The organism is Streptomyces sp. NPDC002144 (assembly GCF_053593695.1).
On the sequence record NZ_JBSFDB010000003.1, the window covers coordinates 387,132 to 407,152 of the forward strand.

The 20,021-nt window shown below is 69.9% G+C and carries 17 protein-coding genes; 1 reads left to right on the forward strand and 16 read right to left on the reverse strand.

The window, feature by feature from the left end; genetic code table 11:
* Window positions 1-41 precede the first annotated feature (41 nt).
* The 4 genes from ACWCQ1_RS06740 to ACWCQ1_RS06755 form a co-directional block, all read right to left on the reverse strand.
* Complete coding sequence (locus tag ACWCQ1_RS06740) at window positions 42-512, reverse strand: GNAT family N-acetyltransferase (RefSeq protein ID WP_358595171.1); 471 nt, start codon at window positions 510-512, stop codon at window positions 42-44.
* Window positions 509-1,453 (reverse strand): RluA family pseudouridine synthase, encoded by a 945-nt coding sequence (locus ACWCQ1_RS06745; protein WP_358595174.1) that lies wholly within the window; start codon window positions 1,451-1,453, stop codon window positions 509-511. The genes ACWCQ1_RS06740 and ACWCQ1_RS06745 overlap by 4 nt, the downstream gene beginning before the upstream one ends.
* Window positions 1,454-1,511: 58 nt before the next feature.
* The gene (gene lspA / locus ACWCQ1_RS06750; RefSeq protein WP_133042837.1) at window positions 1,512-2,087 is read right to left on the reverse strand and encodes a signal peptidase II; all 576 of its coding nucleotides are present in this window, start codon (window positions 2,085-2,087) and stop codon (window positions 1,512-1,514) included.
* Window positions 2,088-2,148: 61 nt separating this feature from the next.
* Entirely contained in the window at window positions 2,149-3,441 is a 1,293-nt protein-coding gene (locus tag ACWCQ1_RS06755) for a TraR/DksA C4-type zinc finger protein (protein WP_451025994.1), read from the reverse strand.
* A 594-nt stretch (window positions 3,442-4,035) separates the two neighbouring features.
* Here ACWCQ1_RS06755 and ileS point away from each other — a divergent pair.
* Window positions 4,036-7,173, forward strand: coding sequence for an isoleucine--tRNA ligase (gene ileS, locus ACWCQ1_RS06760; protein WP_133042839.1), 3,138 nt, complete (start codon window positions 4,036-4,038; stop codon window positions 7,171-7,173).
* A gap of 260 nt (window positions 7,174-7,433) precedes the next feature.
* Here ileS and ACWCQ1_RS06765 read toward each other — a convergent pair whose 3' ends face one another.
* The 12 genes from ACWCQ1_RS06765 to ACWCQ1_RS06820 form a co-directional block, all read right to left on the reverse strand.
* Window positions 7,434-8,657 carry a DivIVA domain-containing protein gene (locus ACWCQ1_RS06765; protein WP_133042840.1) on the reverse strand — a complete coding sequence of 408 codons (1,224 nt, stop codon included), beginning with the start codon at window positions 8,655-8,657 and terminating at the stop codon, window positions 7,434-7,436.
* Between the two features lie 52 nt (window positions 8,658-8,709).
* Window positions 8,710-8,994, reverse strand: coding sequence for a YggT family protein (locus tag ACWCQ1_RS06770; RefSeq protein WP_016435858.1), 285 nt, complete (start codon window positions 8,992-8,994; stop codon window positions 8,710-8,712).
* A gap of 71 nt (window positions 8,995-9,065) precedes the next feature.
* The gene (locus ACWCQ1_RS06775) at window positions 9,066-9,707 is read right to left on the reverse strand and encodes a cell division protein SepF (protein WP_133042841.1); all 642 of its coding nucleotides are present in this window, start codon (window positions 9,705-9,707) and stop codon (window positions 9,066-9,068) included.
* Between the two features lie 129 nt (window positions 9,708-9,836).
* On the reverse strand, window positions 9,837-10,556 hold the full coding sequence (locus ACWCQ1_RS06780; RefSeq protein ID WP_133042842.1) for a YggS family pyridoxal phosphate-dependent enzyme: 720 nt from the start codon (window positions 10,554-10,556) through the stop codon (window positions 9,837-9,839).
* Window positions 10,553-11,296 (reverse strand): peptidoglycan editing factor PgeF, encoded by a 744-nt coding sequence (pgeF, locus tag ACWCQ1_RS06785; RefSeq protein ID WP_451026020.1) that lies wholly within the window; start codon window positions 11,294-11,296, stop codon window positions 10,553-10,555. The genes ACWCQ1_RS06780 and pgeF overlap by 4 nt, the downstream gene beginning before the upstream one ends.
* 13 nt (window positions 11,297-11,309) lie before the next feature.
* Entirely contained in the window at window positions 11,310-12,506 is a 1,197-nt protein-coding gene (ftsZ, locus tag ACWCQ1_RS06790) for a cell division protein FtsZ (protein ID WP_451025995.1), read from the reverse strand.
* 278 nt (window positions 12,507-12,784) lie between these two features.
* Window positions 12,785-13,588, reverse strand: a complete 804-nt coding sequence (locus ACWCQ1_RS06795) for a cell division protein FtsQ/DivIB (protein ID WP_451025996.1) — start codon at window positions 13,586-13,588, stop codon at window positions 12,785-12,787.
* 37 nt (window positions 13,589-13,625) lie between these two features.
* On the reverse strand, window positions 13,626-14,729 hold the full coding sequence (murG, locus tag ACWCQ1_RS06800; RefSeq protein WP_451025997.1) for an undecaprenyldiphospho-muramoylpentapeptide beta-N-acetylglucosaminyltransferase: 1,104 nt from the start codon (window positions 14,727-14,729) through the stop codon (window positions 13,626-13,628).
* A gap of 6 nt (window positions 14,730-14,735) precedes the next feature.
* A complete protein-coding gene (gene ftsW / locus ACWCQ1_RS06805; protein ID WP_133042846.1) occupies window positions 14,736-16,097 on the reverse strand; it encodes a putative lipid II flippase FtsW in 1,362 nt (453 codons plus the stop codon).
* A gap of 20 nt (window positions 16,098-16,117) precedes the next feature.
* Window positions 16,118-17,551, reverse strand: coding sequence for a UDP-N-acetylmuramoyl-L-alanine--D-glutamate ligase (gene murD / locus ACWCQ1_RS06810; RefSeq protein ID WP_358595198.1), 1,434 nt, complete (start codon window positions 17,549-17,551; stop codon window positions 16,118-16,120).
* Window positions 17,533-18,603 carry a phospho-N-acetylmuramoyl-pentapeptide-transferase gene (mraY, locus tag ACWCQ1_RS06815; protein WP_133043089.1) on the reverse strand — a complete coding sequence of 357 codons (1,071 nt, stop codon included), beginning with the start codon at window positions 18,601-18,603 and terminating at the stop codon, window positions 17,533-17,535. Before mraY ends, murD begins: the two co-directional genes overlap by 19 nt.
* Window positions 18,603-20,018 (reverse strand): UDP-N-acetylmuramoyl-tripeptide--D-alanyl-D-alanine ligase, encoded by a 1,416-nt coding sequence (locus ACWCQ1_RS06820; RefSeq protein WP_358595201.1) that lies wholly within the window; start codon window positions 20,016-20,018, stop codon window positions 18,603-18,605. Before ACWCQ1_RS06820 ends, mraY begins: the two co-directional genes overlap by 1 nt.
* Window positions 20,019-20,021: the final 3 nt, after the last annotated feature.

A 20,021-nucleotide genomic window follows, 5' to 3' on the forward strand; every position in this document is an offset into this window, starting at 1 on the left:
TGCCACGGCACCGATCCCACCAGCCCTTTCGGCCCCCTTCGTTACAGGGTGCGCCGCATGGCCCGGTGCGGTATCCCCGCCTCCGGGTACTCCGGCCCGTACGCCGCGTACCCCAGCCGCTCGTAGAACCCCAGGGCGTGCGTCTGCGCGTGCAGGTCCACAGCCGTCAGCCCCCGCGCGCGTGCCGCGTCCTCGATCGCCCGTACGAGCGCCACACCGACGCCGAGACCGCGGGCCTCCCGGGTGACGGCGAGCCGCCCGAGCGAGCCCACCGAGAGGTCGCCGTCGACCTTCGCCGCGGCCGCCTCCCCGTGCAGCAGGCGCCCGGTGCCGAGCGGTACCCCGTCGTCCCGCACGGCCAGCACGTGCAGGGCCACGGCGTCGTACGCGTCGTACTCGATGTCCTCGGGCACGCCCTGCTCGCCGACGAAGACCTCCTTGCGCACCGCGAAGCACGCCTCCAGATCGGCCGGGTCCACGGCGATGCGGACGTCGTACGCACGCGTGCTCATCCGTACGTCTCCTCGCGGACCTGGTCCAGGGCCTTCTGCAGGTCGGCCGGATAGTCGCTCGCGAACTCCACCCACTCGCCGTCCCCGGGGTGCTCGAAGCCGAGCCGGACGGCGTGCAGCCACTGCCTCGTCAGATGCAGCCGCTTGGCGAGGGTCGGGTCGGCGCCGTAGGTGAGGTCGCCGACGCAGGGGTGGCGGTGGGCGGCCATGTGGACGCGGATCTGGTGGGTGCGGCCGGTCTCCAGCTTCACGTCGAGCAGGGAGGCCGCCCGGAACGCCTCGATGAGGTCGTAGTGCGTGACGGACGCCTTGCCGTCTGCGGTGACCGCCCACTTGTAGTCGTGGTGGGGATGGCGGCCGATGGGCGCGTCGATGGTGCCGCTGGTCGGGTCGGGGTGGCCCTGGACGAGCGTGTGGTACCGCTTGTCGACCGTGCGCTCCTTGAACTGCCGCTTGAGCGAGGTGTACGCGCGCTCCGACTTGGCGACCACCATCAGCCCGGAGGTGCCGACGTCGAGCCGGTGCACGATGCCCTGGCGCTCGGCGGCACCCGAGGTGGAGATGCGGTAGCCGGCCGCGGCGAGACCGCCGATGACCGTGGGCCCCGTCCAGCCCGGCGACGGGTGGGCGGCCACGCCGACCGGCTTGACGATCACCACCACGTCTTCGTCGTCGTGCACGATCTCCATGCCCTCGACCGGCTCCGCGACGACCTGCACGGGCGCGGGCGCCTGCGGCATCTCGACCTCGAGCCAGGCGCCGCCGTGCACCCGCTCGGACTTGCCGACCACCGAGCCGTCGACCGTGACCTTCCCCGCCGCGGCGAGCTCAGCGGCCTTCGTCCGGGAGAAGCCGAACATGCGGGAGATGGCGGCGTCGACACGCTCGCCCTCCAGGCCGTCGGGCACGGGCAGGGTACGGATCTCGGGAATCGTGCTCACCCGTCGAGTATGCCGGACAGCGCCGACCGTCCCGACCGCGCCTGTGGACAACCGACGGTCAGTCCTTGTGGACCGTGCCGTCCGGGTCCAGCCCCTTGAAGGACAGCAGCACGATCAGGATGCCGCCGCACACGATCGCCGAGTCGGCCAGGTTGAAGACCGCGAAGCCCTTGGGGGCGATGAAGTCGACCACCGCGCCCTCGAAGACGCCCGGCGAGCGGAAGATCCGGTCCGTGAGGTTGCCGAGCGCACCGCCCAGCAGCAGGCCCAGCGCGATCGCCCAGGGCAGGCTGTAGAGCTTGCGGGCGAGCCGGGCGATCACCACGATCACCGCCGCCGCGATCACCGTGAAGATCACGGTGAAGGCCTCACCGAAGCCGAAGGCCGCGCCCGCGTTGCGGATCGCCTCGAGCTTCAGCCAGTCACCGATCAGCTCGATCGGCGCGTGGTGCTCCAGCTTCGCGACCACGAGCAGCTTGCTGACCAGGTCGAGCGTGTACGCGAAGGCGGCCACCGCGAACAGCACGACGATCTTGCGCCTGCCCCTGGGCGGCGCCGACCCGTCCCGCTGCGACTCGGCCCCCGCCGCCTCCGGGGAATCCGGCGTACCGATGATGCGCTCCGCCTCTGCCACGTGAGTCCCTCAACCTAGGTACCTGACTGAGCACGAGGGTACGGCACGCATGTGTGGCCCCTCAGTACCGGCGTTCCTGCTTCTGCTTGCACTCCACACACAGGGTGGCCCGGGGGAAGGCCTGCATACGGGCCTTGCCGATGGGGTTGCCGCAGTTCTCGCACAGCCCGTAGGTGCCGGCGTCCAGCCGCTGCAGGGCGTGCTCGGTCTGGGTGAGCATCTCCTGCGCGTTGGCCGCGAGCGCCATCTCGTGCTCGCGCGTGATGTTCTTGGCGCCGGTGTCCGCCTGGTCGTCGCCCGCGCCGTCCCCGGAGTCCCGCATCAGGCCCTGCAGAGCCTGCTCCGACGACGTGATCTCGTCACGCAGCCGCTGCTCCTCGGACAGCAGCTCCGCACGCGCCTCCTCGACCTCCTCCGGCGTCCAGGGGTCCTCACCGGGGCGCACCGCGAGCTCGCCCGGCTCCACAGCCGCCGCGATCCGCGCCTTGGGTACGGCGGTCTTCGCCGCCGTGGCCGTGCCAGGAGTCTTCTTCGCAACCACTGTCGTGGCTCCCGTCTGCTCCGCGGTCTGCGCCGCGCCCGCCTTCTTGGCCGTGCTCTTGCTCTTCTTCGCCGCGGCGCCCTTCTCGGCGCCGGCGGCCTTCTTGGCGGCGACCTTGCCGCCGGCCGCCTTTCCGGTGGCCGTCTTCCCGGGGGCCGCTTTCCCGGTGGCCGTCTTCGAGGCAGCCGCCCGCTTCGTGGCCTCCTCCTTCCCGGAGGCCTTCTTCGCAGCGGCCTTCTTCACCGCGGCTTTCTTGGTGGCCGTCTTCTTCGCAGCGGCCTTCTTCCCCGGATCCGCTTCCTTGACCGCCGCCTTTTTCGTCGCCGCCTTCTTACCCGCGGCCGTTTCCTTGACCGCGGCCTTCTTACCCGCGGCCGTTTCCCTGACCGCCGCCTTCTTCGCCGCGGCCGTCTTCTTGGCCGCCGTCTTGCTCGCCTCTGCCGGCTTCTCAGCCGCGGTTTTCCCAGTCGCGGTCCTCTTCGCCGCGGTGCTCTTCGATGCCGGCTTTCCCGCCGTCCACTTCTCCGCTGCCGACCTCTTCGCTGCCGCCTTCTCCGCCGTCGACTTCTTCGCCACGGCCTTCTCGGCCGTCGTCGCCGCCCTGCCGGCCGGCTTCTTCGCGGCCGGCGCCCTCCCCGTGCCCGGCGGTCTCTCCGGCGCCTCCCCCTCGGCCGTCTTCTTCGCCGCCCCGCCGGCGGCCCCCCGTACCGTCCTCACCCTCTTCTTGCCGCTCACATCCTTGGCCGCACCGCCCGGGGCCTGTGTGGACCTGCCGGACGCCGACTGCTGTACGGCGGTCTTCTTCGCCACCATGGCCGCGGCCCCTTCACATATTGTGATCTTGCACGCGAATCGTGCTGGGACGATAAATCGACTCGAGTCCCGCGGCAACGGGGCGCACCGCCCGATTCGCCCGGCTCGCGCACGCCGCTCCGCAAGCCTGCATGCGTTGTGCCCAGCTCCCCGCGGGGTAATCCGCCGTGCCGTCCGTCCCAGGATCCGAACACGCGTACCGCTCCATTCGGGTCACATCCGGCCGTAGGGCACCGCCACCCCCGGGTACCCGAAAACCGGTCGGCCGCTGTCCGCGCGGCGCCGTACACTGGGCGGAGCGAAAAGCGTGGATGGGGACGAGTAGCGGCGTACGCAGCCCAGAGCGACCCGGGGACGGTGGAAGCCCGGGGGCGAGCGCGACGCGAAGATCACCCCGGAGCCGCCGGAGGAACCCCCGCGAGGGGCAGTAGAACCGGCATCGCGACCCCAATGAGGGGGCTCACCGGTGCACACCACGCGCCGGAGGGCCAAGGAGGGTGGTACCGCGGGAGCACGCCGAAACCGGCGTAGAGAAAGACACGGCTCTCGTCCCTCCGGACGGAAGGCAGCAAGTCCGCCGGAGGAAGCTCGCTGATGACAACGCCGACGTACCGCCAGGTGCCCGCCCAGGTCGACCTGCCCGCGCTCGAGCACGCGGTGCTCGACTTCTGGCGCGAGCAGAAGATCTTCGCCAAGACCCTGGAGCAGTCCGAGGGCCGCCCCGAGTGGGTGTTCTACGAGGGGCCGCCCACCGCGAACGGCATGCCGGGCGCCCACCACATCGAGGCGCGCGTCTTCAAGGACGTCTTCCCTCGCTTCCGCACCATGCGCGGCTACCACGTGGCCCGCAAGGCCGGCTGGGACTGCCACGGCCTCCCGGTGGAACTCGCGGTCGAGAAGGAGCTCGGCTTCAGCGGCAAGCAGGACATCGAGAAGTACGGCATCGCGGAGTTCAACGCCAAGTGCCGAGAGTCGGTGACCCGGCACACGGACGCCTTCGAGGCGCTCACGACCCGCATGGGCTACTGGACCGACCTCCAGGACCCCTACCGCACGATGGACCCCGAGTACATCGAGTCGGTCTGGTGGTCGCTGAAGGAGATCTTCGGCAAGGGCCTGCTGGTCCAGGACCACCGCGTCGCCCCCTGGTGTCCCCGCTGCGGCACGGGCCTGTCCGACCACGAGCTGGCGCAGGGCTACGAGACGGTCGTCGACCCCTCCGTGTACGTCCGTTTCCCGCTCACCTCCGGTCCGCTGGCCGGCCAGGCCGCGCTCCTGGTGTGGACGACGACCCCGTGGACGCTGGTGTCCAACACCGCGGTCGCCGCGCACCCCGAGGTCACCTATGTCGTCGCCACCGACGGCACGGAGAAGCTCGTCGTCGCCGAGCCCCTCGTCGGCAAGGCGCTCGGCGAGGGCTGGGAGACCACCGGCGAGTCCTTCAGTGGCACCGAGATGGAGCGCTGGACCTATCAACGTCCGTTCGAGCTGGTTGAGTTCCCCGAGCCGGCGCACTACGTGGTCAACGCCGAGTACGTGACGACCGAGGACGGCACGGGCCTGGTCCACCAGTCCCCCGCCTTCGGTGAGGAGGACCTCAAGGTCTGCCGCGCCTACGGCCTCCCCGTCGTCAATCCGGTCCGCCCGGACGGCACCTTCGAGGAGGACGTCCCGCTGGTCGGCGGCATCTTCTTCAAGAAGGCGGACGAAAAACTCACCGAGGACCTCCAGCAGCGCGGCCTCCTCTTCAAGCACATCCCGTACGAGCACAGCTACCCGCACTGCTGGCGCTGCCACACCGCGCTCCTCTACTACGCGCAGCCGTCCTGGTACATCCGCACCACGGCCATCAAGGACCGCCTCCTCCAGGAGAACGAAAACACCAACTGGTTCCCGGAGACGGTCAAGAACGGCCGGTACGGCGACTGGCTGAACAACAACATCGACTGGGCGCTGTCCCGCAACCGCTACTGGGGCACCCCGCTGCCGATCTGGCGCTGCGAGGACGACCACCTCACGTGCGTCGGCTCCCTCGCCGAGCTCACCGAGCTGACCGGCACGGACCAGTCGGGTCTCGACCCGCACCGCCCGTTCATCGACGAGGTCACCTTCGCCTGCCCGACGTGCGCCAAGACGGCCACGCGCGTGCCGGAGGTCATCGACGCCTGGTACGACTCGGGTTCGATGCCGTTCGCGCAGTGGGGCTACCCGTACAAGAACAAGGAGCTGTTCGAGAGCCGTTACCCGGCGCAGTTCATCTGCGAGGCCATCGACCAGACCCGCGGCTGGTTCTACACGCTGATGGCGGTCGGCACGCTGGTCTTCGACAAGTCCTCCTACGAGAACGTCGTCTGCCTCGGGCACATCCTCGCCGAGGACGGCCGCAAGATGTCGAAGCACCTGGGCAACACCCTGGAGCCGATCCCGCTGATGGACCGGCACGGGGCGGACGCGGTGCGGTGGTTCATGGCGGCCGGCGGTTCGCCGTGGGCGGCACGCCGCGTGGGCCACGGCACGATCCAGGAGGTCGTGCGCAAGACGCTGCTGACGTACTGGAACACGGTCGCCTTCCAGGCCCTGTACGCCCGTACGTCCGACTGGGCGCCCAGCGAGGCCGATCCGGCCCCCGCCGACCGCCCGGTCCTGGACCGCTGGCTGCTGTCCGAACTCCACGCGCTCACCGACCAGGTGACGCAGGCTCTGGAGGCCTACGACACCCAGCGCGCCGGCAAGCTGCTCTCGGCGTTCGTCGACGACCTGTCCAACTGGTACGTCCGCCGCTCCCGTCGCCGCTTCTGGCAGGGCGACAAGGCGGCGCTGCGCACCCTGCACGAGGTCGTGGAGACGGTCACCAAGCTGATGGCCCCGCTGACCCCGTTCATCGCCGAGCGGGTCTGGCAGGACCTGGTGGTGCCGGTAACCCCGGGCGCCCCGGAGTCGGTGCACCTCGCCTCCTGGCCGGAGGCGGACCTGTCCGCCATCGACCCGGAGCTGTCGAAGCAGATGGTCCTGGTACGGCGGCTCGTGGAGCTCGGCCGGGCCACGCGCGCGGAGTCGGGCGTCAAGACCCGTCAGCCGCTGTCGCGGGCGCTGGTCGCGGCGGCGGGCTTCGACTCGCTGGACCGGGAGCTGCACGGTCAGATCACGGAAGAGCTGAACGTCAGCGCGCTCGCCTCACTGAGCGAGGTCGGCGGCTCCCTGGTGGACACCACCGCCAAGGCCAACTTCCGGGCGCTGGGCAAGCGGTTCGGCAAGCGGGTGCAGGAGGTCGCCAAGGCCGTGGCGAACGCGGACGCGGCCGCGCTGTCGCTGGCCCTGCGTGAGGGCACGGCGTCGGTCGAGGTCGACGGGGAGACGATCACCCTGGCTCCGGACGAGGTGATCATCACCGAGACCCCGCGCGAGGGATGGTCGGTGGCGTCCGACTCCGGTGCGACGGTGGCGCTGGATCTGGAGATCACGGAGGAGCTGCGGCAGGCGGGGCTCGCGCGTGACGCGATCCGGCTGATCCAGGAGGCCCGCAAGAACAGCGGTCTGGACGTGGCCGACCGGATCGCCCTGCGCTGGACGTCCACGGACCCTGCGGTCGTCGCGGCGCTGAGCGAGCACTCCGGTCTGATCGCGGACGAGGTCCTGGCGACGGACTTCGCCCAGGGCGAGGCCGACGACTCGTACGGCGAGCCGTTCACGGACGAGGGCCTGTCCCTCACGTTCCGCCTGCGCAAGGCATAGCATCCCGCACGCTTGAAGGCCCGGCCCTCCAGAGGGCCGGGCCTTCGGCGTTCTGGCTGACGGGTCACCCGCGCATGAAGAGCCGGCGGTCACCGCGAAGGACGAGCCCGAGGTCACCGCGAAGGACGAGCCCGAGGTCACAGCGAGGGAAGAGCTCAGCGATCAACGCGCATAAAAAGGGCGGGTCCCGGACCGAAATCCGGGACCCGCCCTTGAACGCTGCCGACGCCTACGGCGTACTACTCACCGTGTCGCGGCCGTCAGTTGTCGTCCTCGTCGATCAGGAACCCGCGCATGGGCGAGGGGGCCTGGCCCATCGGGGACGGACCCTGCGGACGGACCGGAGCCATCGGCTGGGTCATGGCCGGCGTCATCTGCTGCTGGCCGCCATAGGACGGACCGGCGGGGCTCGGCCCACCGCCCATCGTCTGGTTGCCGCCGTAGGACGGGGCGCTCGCGCCGGCCGGGGCCATGGAGGGCGCCGGGGACGGCGGGAGGCTTGCGGCGGCCGGAGTGCGCGGCGGAGCAAGCGAGTCGTCGGCCTGGGTCTCCAGCTGACGCAGCTGCGACTCCAGGTACGACTTCAGACGCGTGCGGTACTCGCGCTCGAATCCGCGCAGATCCTCGACCTTGCGCTCCAGCGTGGCGCGGGCGGACTCCAGGGAGCCCATCGCGACGCGGTGCTTCTCCTGCGCGTCCCGCTCCAGGGCGTCGGCCTTGGCACGGGCGTCACGCTCGAGACCCTCGGCGCGGCTGCGGGCCTCGCCGACGATCTTGTTGGCCTCGGAACGGGCCTCGGCGATCGCCTGGTCGGCGGTCTGCTGGGCCAGCGAGAGGACACGGGCGGCGCTGTCGCCACCGGGGCCCTGACCGGGGCCGCCCATCGGACCGCCCATGGGGCCACCCATCGGGCCGCCCATCTGCTGCTGCATGGGGGGCTGGCCCATGGGGCCGCCCATCGGGCCCTGGCCCATCGGACCCTGGCCCATCTGGCCCTGACCCATGGGGCCCTGACCCATCGGACCCTGGCCCATCGGACCGGGACCCTGCGGGCCGCCCTGTCCACCGGGACCGGCGGGCAGCTGCGGCGCACCGCTCGGCAGCTGGGGCGGGCCACCCATGGGGCCACCCATCTGCTGCTGCGGCGGGCCCGATATGCCGGCCGGCACGGGGGCGCCCGGCCCTCGCATGCCCTGCTGCGGCATACCGCCCTGCTGAGGCATGCCGCCCTGCGGCATACCGCCCTGCTGGTCCTGCGGACCGCCGGGACCCTCCGGGGGCTTGCGCATGTTCTGCTGGTTCTGAGCAGCGGCGCGCGTGGCCGCGGCCAGTTTGGCGCGCAGGTCCTCGTTCTCCCGGAGCAGGCGGGTCAGTTCGGCTTCGACCTCGTCGAGGAAGGCATCGACCTCGTCCTCGTCATAGCCTTCTCGGAGGCGGACGGTCGTGAACTGCTTGTTCCGCACGTCCTCGGGGGTCAACGGCATCTCTTCACCTCAACGTAGTCGTCGGCATCGGCAAGACGGTAGGTCACATCGCTCACAGCCGGCTCACGATCGAGATCAGGATGTAGACGATGATCATCAGTACGAAGAAGGACAGGTCGAGCGCCACGCCCCCGAGACGCAGCGGCGGGATGAACCGCCGCAGAAGCTTGAGCGGTGGATCAGTGACAGTGTAGGTGGCCTCCAGAACGACCACCATCGCCTTGCCGGGTTGCCATGAGCGGGCGAACTGGAAGACGTAGTCCATGACCAACCGGAAGATGAGCACGATGAGGAAGCACATCAGCGCGATGTAGATGACATCCAGGACCACGCTCATTGCTGGTGCTTCCCTCTCCCCTGTTCCGTGCTGCTGGGTACTACTTTTACTGCTGTTTCCGGTCGTGCGTCTCAGCTCTGGTTGAAGAACCCGCCCTCTGCGATGCGGGCCTTGTCCTCCGCCGTGACATCGACGTTAGCAGGCGACAACAGGAACACCTTCTGCGTCACCCGCTCGATGCTGCCGTGAAGACCAAACACCAATCCGGCCGCAAAGTCGACAAGTCGCTTCGCGTCTGTGTCGTCCATCTCAGTCAGATTCATGATCACCGGGGTGCCCTCACGGAAGTGTTCCCCGATGGTACGGGCCTCGTTGTAGGTCCGCGGGTGCAGTGTGGTGATCCGGTAAGGCTCTCGTTCCGACACGACCTTGGGCATGATCACCGGTGCGTTCTTCTCCAGGCTTGCGCGTTCTTGTGTGATGGACGCCACGGGCGCGATGCGCGCCGGACGGCCGGATTCCGCGGGTAGCGAAGCGGAACGGGCGACCGGCTCGCGCGGAGCGGGTGGTTGTACGATTCGCACCTCTTCGTCCCTTTGGGACTGATGTGCCAAGTGCGACTGGTGGGACGGCTCGTGCCGTCGGTGGTCCCGCTCCGGCTCGGGGTCCAGTTCGGGCTCGAAGTCGTCATCGGGGTCGAATCCCCGGCCGTCGTACCCATCGTCCTCCACGAGGCCGAGGTAGACCGCCATCTTGCGCATCGCGCCGGCCATGCTCTGAGTCCTCCGCTCTGTGGTGGATCGACTGACGACCGTCAAGTGCCCGCGATCCACGAGGCCGTTGTGCCCGCCTTCCGGCGGTATTGACCATATTTTCTGCTGTGGTCCGACTTCCTGGCGACGTTACCCGAGCCGTGCGCGGACTCCGAGTACCGCCGTACCGACGCGTACATGTGTCGCCCCGGCCGCCACGGCCTGCTCGAGGTCCGCACTCATCCCTGCCGAGACCATGTTCGCAGCCGGATGGGCTCGGCGCAGGTCGGTCGACAAATCCATCAACCGCTCGAACGCCGCCTGTTCACGTCCCGCGTAGGGCCCGGTCAGCGGTGCGACGGTCATCAGACCGTCCAGCCGCAGACCCGGCGAGCGGGCGACCAGGTCGCCCAACTCTTCGATTCCCTCGGGACCGACACCCCCGCGCTCCCCGCGACCGCTCTCGTCCGCGTCGAGCGCGACCTGGATCAGACAGCCGAGTTCGCGTCCCTGCCGCACCGCCTCCTTCGAGAGCGCCGTGACCAGCCGGGCACGATCGACGGACTGCACCATATCGGCGTAACCGACCACGGAACGAACCTTGTTGGTCTGCAACTGACCAACGAAGTGCCAAGTCAGTGGCAGATCCGCACATTCCGCGGCCTTCGGGGCCGCGTCCTGGTCCCGGTTCTCGGCGACATGGCGGACACCGAGCTCCGCCAGGATCCGCACGTCGCGCGCCGGATACGTCTTGGTGACCACGATCAGCGTCACCTCCTCGCGAGCGCGCCCGGCGGCGGCGCAGGCGTCGGCGATACGACGCTCCACCTTCGCCAGGTTTTCGGCGAGTTCGTCCTTACGGTCCGTCATGCCCCTGAGTCCAGCCAGACATATCCCGCGAGTCGCCCCGTGGTGCGATCGCGCCGGTACGAGAAGTGATCGCCCGACTCCCGGGTGCACACCGGCGACCGCTCCAGGTCGCGCACCCCGAGCCGTTCGAGCTGCGCGTGCACCCCGGCGGTCACGTCGACCGCCGGCGTGCCCCAACTCGTCTCGGCGTACGCCGCCGGCTCGACGGCGGCCACGTCCGCGCGCATCGCCTCCGGCACCTCGTAGCACCGCCCGCACACGGCGGGTCCGGTGCGGGCGACGATCCGGGCGGGGTCGGCGCCGAGCTCGGTCATCGCGCGTAGCGCGGCGGGGACGACCCCGGCGACCATGCCGGGCCGGCCCGCGTGCGCGGCGGCGACGATCCCGGCGACCGGGTCGGCGAGCAGAACGGGCGTGCAGTCGGCGGTGAGCACGGCGAGCGCGAGTCCGCGGCGCGCGGTGACGACCGCGTCGACCTCCGGCACCGGGCGCTCCGCCCAGGGACCGTCGACGACGGCGACCTCGTTGCCGTGCACCTGGTTCATCCACACGACCCGTGCCGGATCGACTCCGAGCGACTTGGCCGCCAGCTCCCGGTTGGTGCGTACGGCGTCGGGGTCGTCGCCGACGGCCCCGCCGAGGTTGAGCTCCTCGTACGGAACGGCGCTCACCCCGCCCCACCGGCTGGTGAAGGCGAAGTGCGCGCCGCCCACTGTGCTCGTTTCCGAGCGTTGCTCCATCACGTCAGAAGGATCACTTGAGGAAGTCCGGTACGTCCAGTTCCTCGGCCGCGCTGTCGGTGTAGGACCGGGACGGCGGGACCGGCGGGGAGACCGGGAGGTCGGCGGCCGGCTCGGGCGTCGGCTCCGGGTCCTCCTTCGGCGTGACGCTGCCGAGCGAGCCGAAGGACGGGCGGGACTCGGGCTGCCGTACCGGAGTGGGCTCCTCGCGGCGGGAGGAGGCGGAGGACGAGCCGAGGACGTTGTCCCGGCGGGCCGGCGGCTGGCCGCCGTCGAAACCGGCCGCGATCACGGTGACCCGGACCTCGTCGCCGAGGGCGTCGTCGATGACCGCGCCGAAGATGATGTTGGCCTCGGGGTGGGCGGCCTCGCTGACCAGCTGGGCGGCCTCGTTGATCTCGAACAGGCCGAGGTCGGAGCCGCCGGAGATGGAGAGCAGCACGCCGCGGGCGCCGTCGATGGACGCCTCCAGCAGCGGCGAGGAGATGGCCATCTCGGCCGCGGCCACCGCGCGGTCGTCGCCGCGGGCCGAGCCGATGCCCATGAGCGCGGAACCGGCCTCGGACATCACGGACTTGACGTCGGCGAAGTCGAGGTTGATGAGGCCGGGGGTGGTGATGAGGTCGGTGATGCCCTGGACACCGGAGAGCAGGACCTGGTCCGCGGACTTGAAGGCGTCGAGCACCGAGACCTGGCGGTCCGAGATGGACAGCAGCCTGTCGTTCGGGATGACGATGAGGGTGTCGACCTCTTCGCGGAGTTCGGCGATGCCGTCCTCGGCCTGGTTGGCGCGGCGCCGGCCCTCGAAGGTGAACGGGCGGGTGACCACGCCGATGGTGAGGGCGCCCAGGGAGCGGGCGATGTTGGCCACGACGGGCGCGCCGCCGGTACCGGTGCCGCCGCCTTCACCGGCCGTCACGAAGACCATGTCGGCCCCCTTGAGGACCTCCTCGATCTCCTCGCGGTGATCCTCGGCGGCCTTGCGGCCGACGGCCGGGTTGGCTCCGGCGCCGAGTCCGCGGGTGAGTTCGCGGCCGACGTCGAGCTTGACGTCGGCGTCGCTCATCAACAGCGCCTGCGCGTCGGTGTTGATGGCGATGAACTCGACGCCCTTGAGACCGACCTCGATCATCCGGTTGATGGCATTGACACCACCGCCGCCGACACCGATGACTTTGATGACTGCGAGGTAGTTCTGCGGTGCTGCCACGTCGAAGGCCTCTCGCCTCGAGTTACGTGTCGCCGTTTCGCGGGTGAGTGCGATCCGACGACTGATGCCGAATGGGACGGTCCGTAGCGCCGACCCGAACCCTAACGTTGAAGTTTAGGGTTACCAGTGTGACTGTTCGCTGGAGTCTTCCGAACAGGACACTAAGTCGACAAGTGGCGCACGTTCAACGAACACGCCGAACCTCCCGTTTTTCTTTTCACCCTATGTGATCAGCCATAGCGCTGCCCAACCAGGGTGCTGGCCTGCGCGGATGTGCGTCAACTCCCCGATGACGCCGGGGCGGTGGGAACCGAGACGTCGAAGTGCCGCGCGTCCGGTGCCGCTTTCATCAGGGCGGTGAGCGTACGGGACTTCAGCGCGCCTCGTTCGCCGCTTCCCCAGGCGACCGTGCGGCCGTCGCCCAACTCCAGTGAGATGTCGTCGAAGGAACGCACCTTGACGCTCCGGGTCTCGTGCGCGACGGCGGCCGGAATGGACCGGGCGACCGTCACCGCCTCGCGCACCAAGCGGTCCTCGCCGAAGCGGCGCAGGCTCGCGGCGGCGGAACCCGAGCGGGAGATGCTCAATTCGAGCGCGGGAGCGCCTTTCGGGGCCTCGGAAACCGTGGCGAAACGGACGCCCTTGCGGTCCACTTCGACGAACTTTCCGCCCTTTTGGACAATCAGAACCGGAGTGCGCTCGACCACTTTCAGGCTGATTCCATGGGGCCATGAACGAACCACGTCAACCGTGTCAATTCGGGGCAGTTTCCGGCGCAGTCGTGATGCGATCGCATCGGTGTCGACGGAAATCAGCGGCGCCCCGACGGGGACTTCGGCGGCCTCGCTCACCTGCCCGGGCGTCAGCACCCGGGTGCCGGAGACCGTCACACGCTCCACGCGCGTCCAGGAGGAGCCGTACAACGCCCACAGGCCGGCCGTCCCGAGGAAGACCATCGCTACGGCGAGCATGATGATCGTACGAAGCCGTCGCCGCACCATCCGTCGCAACCGCCGGGCGAGGGGCGGACCGGACGACTCCTGCTGGCGTTGCCCGCGCTCCACGGTCGTCGGTCCGGCCACGGCCCCTGCCCTTCACCTACACGGAAATACAGCCCTGTCAGCCCTGTCGGTGTGCACGCTGGGCGGCGATCGCCTCGTACACCATGCCGACGAGCAGGTCGTCGGCGTCCCGGCGGCCGAACTCGCTTGCCGCGCGGGACATCTCGTACAGCCGGTGCGGGTCGCCGAGCACGGGCAGGACGTTCTCCCGCACCCACTCGGGCGTGAGTTCCGCGTCGTCGACCAGCAGTCCGCCGCCGGCCTTCACCACCGGCTGGGCGTTCAGCCGCTGTTCGCCGTTGCCGATGGGCAGCGGGACGTAGGCGGCCGGAAGTCCGACGGCGGAGAGTTCGGCGACGGTCATCGCGCCCGCGCGGCAGAGCATCATGTCGGCCGCGGCGTACGCGAGATCCATCCGGTCCAGGTAACTTACCGGGATGTAGGGGGGCATTCCCGGCATCTGCTGTACATGCGGCAGTTCGTTCTTCGGGCCGACCGCGTGCAGGATCTGGATGCCGGCCTGCTGCAGCCACGGCGCGACCTGCTGGACCACCTCGTTGAGGCGGCGGGCGCCCTGCGAGCCGCCGGAGACCAGGAGCGTGGGCAGGTTGGGGTCGAGGCCGAACATGTGCCGGGCCTCGGGACGGGCTGCCGCCCGGTCCAGGGTGGCGATGGAGTGGCGCAGCGGGATCCCGATGTAGCGGGAGTTGCGCAGCTTGCTGTCCGGGGTGGCGACGGCCACCTGGGCCGCGTACCGGGAGCCGATCTTGTTGGCCAGGCCCGGGCGGGCATTGGCCTCGTGGATGACGATCGGCACACCGAGGCGCTTGGCGGCGAGGTAGCCGGGCAGTGCCACATAGCCGCCGAAGCCGACGACCGCGTCCGCCTTGGTGCGCTCCAGGATCTGCTCGGTCGCCTTGATCGTGCCGCGCAGCCGGCCCGGGACGGTGATCAGCTCGGGCGTGGGCTTACGGGGCAGCGGTACGGCGGGGATCAGCGCGAGCTCGTAGCCCCGCTGCGGGACGAGCTTGGTCTCCAGGCCCCGCTCCGTGCCCAGGGCCGTGATCCCCACGGTCGGGTCCTGCCTGCGCAGGGCGTCCGCGAGGGCGAGCGCGGGCTCGATGTGGCCGGCGGTCCCCCCACCGGCGAGTACGACATGCACCGAAATTCACCGCTCTCCGGACGGCCGCGCCCTGGGCGCCCGCCGTCGCATCGTGTTCCATCTCCGAGGCCCCCGGTCTCGCATGGCGCCTCCCGCCCGCTTTCTACCAAAGCGGGGTTGCCGCAGGGAAAGCGCCGCCCGCGCAGCGGGCTCGTCGCGCGCGAACGCGATCAGCAGCCCGATGGCGAACATGGTCGGCAGCAGGGCGGATCCTCCGTAGGAGAACAGCGGGAGGGGGACGCCGGCGATCGGCAGCAGGCCGAGCACCGCACCGATGTTGATCACCGCCTGCGCGGTGATCCAGGTGGTCACGCCTCCCGCGGCATACCTGACGAAGGGGTCCTCCGTACGTCCGGCCACGCGGATACCCGCATAGCCTAGAGCCGCGAAGAGGGCGAGCACCGACAGCGTCCCCGCCAGGCCCAGTTCCTCACCGGTGACGGCGAAGATGAAGTCCGTGTGGGCTTCTGGGAGTTGGCCCCATTTTTCCACACTCGCACCGAGCCCGGAGCCGAAGATTCCGCCGGAGGCGAGGGCGTAGATCCCGTGCACGGCCTGCCAGCAGTCGGCGGCCCCGGACCGGGGCTCGGTGGCGCCGATGCAGGCGAGCCGGGCCATCCGGTTGGGGCTGGTCTTGATCAGGATCACACCGAGGGTGGCGGCGATCGACAGCACGCCGACGAAGAGGCGGGTGGGCGCCCCGGCCAGCCACAGCAGGCCGAACAGGATCGCCGTGAGGATGATCGCCGTGCCCATGTCGCCGCCGAGCATGATCAGCCCGAGGAGCAGGAAGGCGACCGGCACGAGCGGCACCAGCATGTGCTTCCACTGGTTGAGCAGGTTCTTGTCCTGTTTGCGGGCCAGCAGGTCGGCGCTCCACAGGACCAGCGCGAGCTTGCCGAACTCGCTGGGCTGGATCTGGAAGGAGCCGCCGAGCGAGATCCAGTTCTGGTTGCCGTTGACCGACATCCCTATCCCCGGCACCTGCACCAGCGCCATCAGGAAGACGGCGCCCGCGAGGATCGGGTAGGCCAGCGCCCGGTGCAGCTTGACCGGCATCCGGGAGGCGATCAGCAGCAGGACGCCACCGATCACGGCCGCGAGCAGCTGTTTGCGGAAGAAATAGGAGCCGGGCAGGGACATCTGCAGCGCGGTGATCTGGGAGGCCGAGTAGACCATCACCAGGCCGAGCACGGTGATCAGGAAACTGCCGCCGGCGATCAGGTAGTAGGCGGTCAGCGGCCGGTCCCAGGCGCGTTTGGCGTTGACGTAGGCGCGCCGCAGCGGGTTGTCACGGGACGGCCGGGAAGCGGCGGGACGTCTGACGGCCCGCTGCACGGGCGGCCGTCCGGTACGGCTACTGGGCATCAGCGCCTCCGCTGCGTCGGTCAGGAGCCGAGTTCGCGAACCGCCTCCGCGAACGCGTCACCGCGCTTGTTGTAGTTGGCGAACATGTCCATCGAGGCACAGGCGGGGGCCAGCAGCACCGTGTCTCCTGCGACCGCGAGCCGCCGGGCCTCCCGGACGGCCGCGAGCATCGCCCCAGTGTCGGTCCGGTCGAGGTCGACGACGGGTACTTCCGGCGCGTGTCGCGCCAGGGCTTCGCGGATCAGGGCGCGGTCCTGTCCGATGAGCACGACACCACGAAGTCGCTTTGCCGACTTGGCGACCAGCTCGTCGAAGGTCGCACCCTTGGCGAGTCCGCCCGCAATCCATACGATCGACTCATATGCCGCCAATGAGGCTTCCGCGGCATGGGTGTTGGTGGCCTTGGAGTCGTCGATGTAGGCGACACCGTCGACATCGGCCACGTGCGCAATGCGGTGCGCGTCCGGCGTGAAGTTCCGAAGCCCGTCGCGTACGGCCTTGGGGGGCACCCCGAAGGCACGCGCGAGGGCCGCCGCGGCAAGGGCGTTGGCGATGTTGTGCGGGGCCGGCGGACGGACGTCGGAGACCTCGGCGAGTTCCTGGGCGTTCTTCTGCCGGTTCTCCACGAAGGCGCGGTCGACCAGGATGCCGTCCACGACACCGAGTTGAGAGGGCCCGGGAGTGCCGAGGGTGAAGCCGATGGCCCGGCAGCCCTCCTCGACGTCGGCCTCGCGGACCAGGTCCTCGGTGGCCTTGTCGGCGGCGTTGTAGACGCAGGCGACCCGATTGCCCTCGTAGATACGGCCCTTGTCCCGGGCGTAGGCCTCCATGGAGCCGTGCCAGTCGAGATGGTCGGGGGCGAGGTTGAGCACCGCCGCCGAGTGCGCCCGCAGCGAGGGTGCCCAGTGGAGCTGATAGCTCGACAACTCCACCGCCAGGACGTCGTACTGCTCCTCGCCGAGCACGACGTCCAGCAGCGAGACGCCGATGTTGCCGACGGCCGCCGTGCGCAGACCCGCCGCCTTCAGGATCGACGCCAGCATCTGGACGGTGGTGGTCTTGCCGTTGGTGCCGGTCACGGCGAGCCAGGGGGCCGCGTCGGGTCCGCGCAGCCGCCAGGCGAGTTCGACGTCGCCCCAGATGTCGACGCCCGCCTCGCGGGCCGCGGTGAACAGCGGCTTGTCCGGCTTCCAGCCGGGCGCGGTGACGACGAGCTCCGTGCCGTCGGGCAGGGTGGCGCCGTCTCCCAGCCGCACGGTGATCCCCAGGGCCTCCAGCTCGGCGGCCTGTTCACGCGCGCGTGCGTCGTCGCCGTCGTTGACGACCGTGACGACCGCCCCGCGCGCGTGCAGCACCTTGGCCGCCGGGATGCCGGAGACGCCGAGTCCGGCGACGGTGACGTGCTTGCCCTCAAGGGAGAGCCCCTGCCGGTCGGTCACTTGTCCGCTGCCCATCCCGCGTAGAAGAGGCCCAGTCCGACGATCACGCAGATGCCCTGGATGATCCAGAAGCGGACCACCACCAGGACCTCGGACCAGCCCTTGAGTTCGAAGTGGTGCTGGAGTGGCGCCATCCGGAAGACGCGCCGGCCGGTGAGCCGGAACGAGCCGACCTGGATGACCACCGACATGGTGATGAGGACGAACAGACCGCCCATGAGGGCCACCAGCAGCTCCGTGCGGGAGAGGATGGCCAGACCGGTCAGCACACCGCCGAGGGCGAGCGAGCCGGTGTCGCCCATGAAGATCTTGGCGGGCGAGGTGTTCCACCACAGGAAGCCGAGGCAGGCGCCCATCAGCGCGGAGGCGATGACCGCGAGGTCGAGCGGGTCGCGCACCTCGTAGCAGGCGCCCGGGTTGGTCAGGGTCTGCGCGTTGGCGCAGGACTCCTGGAACTGCCAGACGCCGATGAACGTGTAGGCGCCGAAGACCAGGACGGAGGCGCCGGTGGCGAGGCCGTCCAGACCGTCCGTCAGGTTCACGCCGTTCGACATCGCGAGGATCATGAACAGGGCCCAGACCACGAACAGCACCGGGCCGATCGACCAGCCGAAGTCGGTGATGAACGACAGCTTGGTGGAGGCCGGGGAGTTGCCGCGGGCGTCCTGGAACTGCAGGGCGAGTACCGCGAAGGAGATGCCGACGATCAGCTGGCCGGCCATCTTCGCCTTGGCCCGCAGGCCCAGCGAACGACGCTTGACGATCTTGATGTAGTCGTCGAGGAAGCCGACCAGGCCCATGCCGACCATCAGGCCGAGCACCAGCAGGCCCGAGTAGGTGGGCGCGTAGCCGGTGATCACCTTGGACAGGAAGTAGGCGGCGACCGTGGCCAGGATGAAGGCGATGCCGCCCATCGTCGGCGTACCGCGCTTGCTGGCGTGCTCACGGGGGCCGTCGTCCCGGATGTACTGCCCGTAGCCCTTGCGGGCCAGGAGCTTGATCAGCAGCGGGGTGCCGACCAGGGTCAGGAACAGACCGATGACTCCCGAGAACAGGATCTGCTTCATCATCGGGCAGCGACCTCACCCTCGGCACCGGTCGCGAGCAGCGCCTGGGCGACGCTCTCGAGGCCGACCGAACGGGACGCCTTCACGAGCACGACGTCCCCCGGGCGCAACTCGCTGCGCAACAGGTCGACCGCCGCCTGTGCGTCGGACACGTGCACCGACTCCTCACCCCACGAACCCTCGTTATATGCGCCCAGTTGCAGCCAGGACGCTTCCCTGCCCCCGACCGCGACGAGCTTGCTGACGTTGAGCCGGACGGCGAGCCGTCCGACCGCGTCGTGCTCGGCGAGCGCCTCGTCCCCGAGCTCGGCCATCTTGCCGAGCACCGCCCAGGTTCGCCGCCCCCGGCCCATCGCCGCGAGCGCGCGCAGGGCGGCTCGCATGGACTCGGGGTTCGCGTTGTAGGCGTCGTTGACGATGGTCACGCCGTCCGGTCGCTCGGTGACCTCCATGCGCCAGCGGGAGAGGGAGTCCGCCTCGGAGAGCGCGGTGGCGATCTCTTCCGCGGACATGCCCAGCTCATGGGCGACGGCGGCCGCGGCGAGCGCGTTCGACACGTGGTGCTCACCGTACAGGCGCATGGTCACATCGCTTGCACCGGAGGGTGTGTGGAGCCGGAAGGCGGGCTGTCCGGTGTCCGTGAGTCGCACGTTCTCGGCGCGTACGTCCGCTTCGTCGGCCTCGCCGAAGAGGACCACCTTCGCCTTCGTACGGGACGCCATGGCCCGTACGAGCGGGTCGTCCGCGTTGAGGATCGCGGCGCCGCCGTCCTGTGCCGACGGAAGGGCCTCCACGAGTTCGCCCTTGGCCTGCGCGATCTGCTCGCGGCCGCCGAACTCGCCGATGTGGGCGGAGCCGACGTTGAGCACCAGCCCGATCCTGGGCGGGGTCAGCTCGGTGAGGTAGCGGATGTGGCCGATGCCGCGGGCGCCCATCTCCAGCACGAGGAACCTGGTGTCCTCGGTGGCGGACAGGGCCGTGAGCGGCAGCCCGATCTCGTTGTTGAGCGAGCCGGGCGTGAACACCGTCGGCGCCTTGCGCCGCAGCACCTGGGCGATGAGGTCCTTGGTGCTGGTCTTGCCCGCGGAGCCGGTGAGCGCCACGAGGGTCGCGCCGAGGCGGCGTACGACATGACGGGCGAGGGCGCCGAGCGCGGTCTGGACGTCGTCCACGACGATCGCGGGCACGCCGACGGGCCGCGAGCCCAGGACGGCCACCGCGCCCGCCGCCACGACCTGCTGGGCGAAGTCGTGGCCGTCGACGTGCTCGCCGACGAAGGCGACGAAGAGCCCGCCCGGCTGCACCTCCCGCGAGTCCCGGACGACCGGAGCGGTGACCTGGACGGACGGATCCGGTATGTCGTGCGTCTGCCCGCCGACGACTGAGGCGATCTCGGCGAGAGAGAGGGCGATCACAAG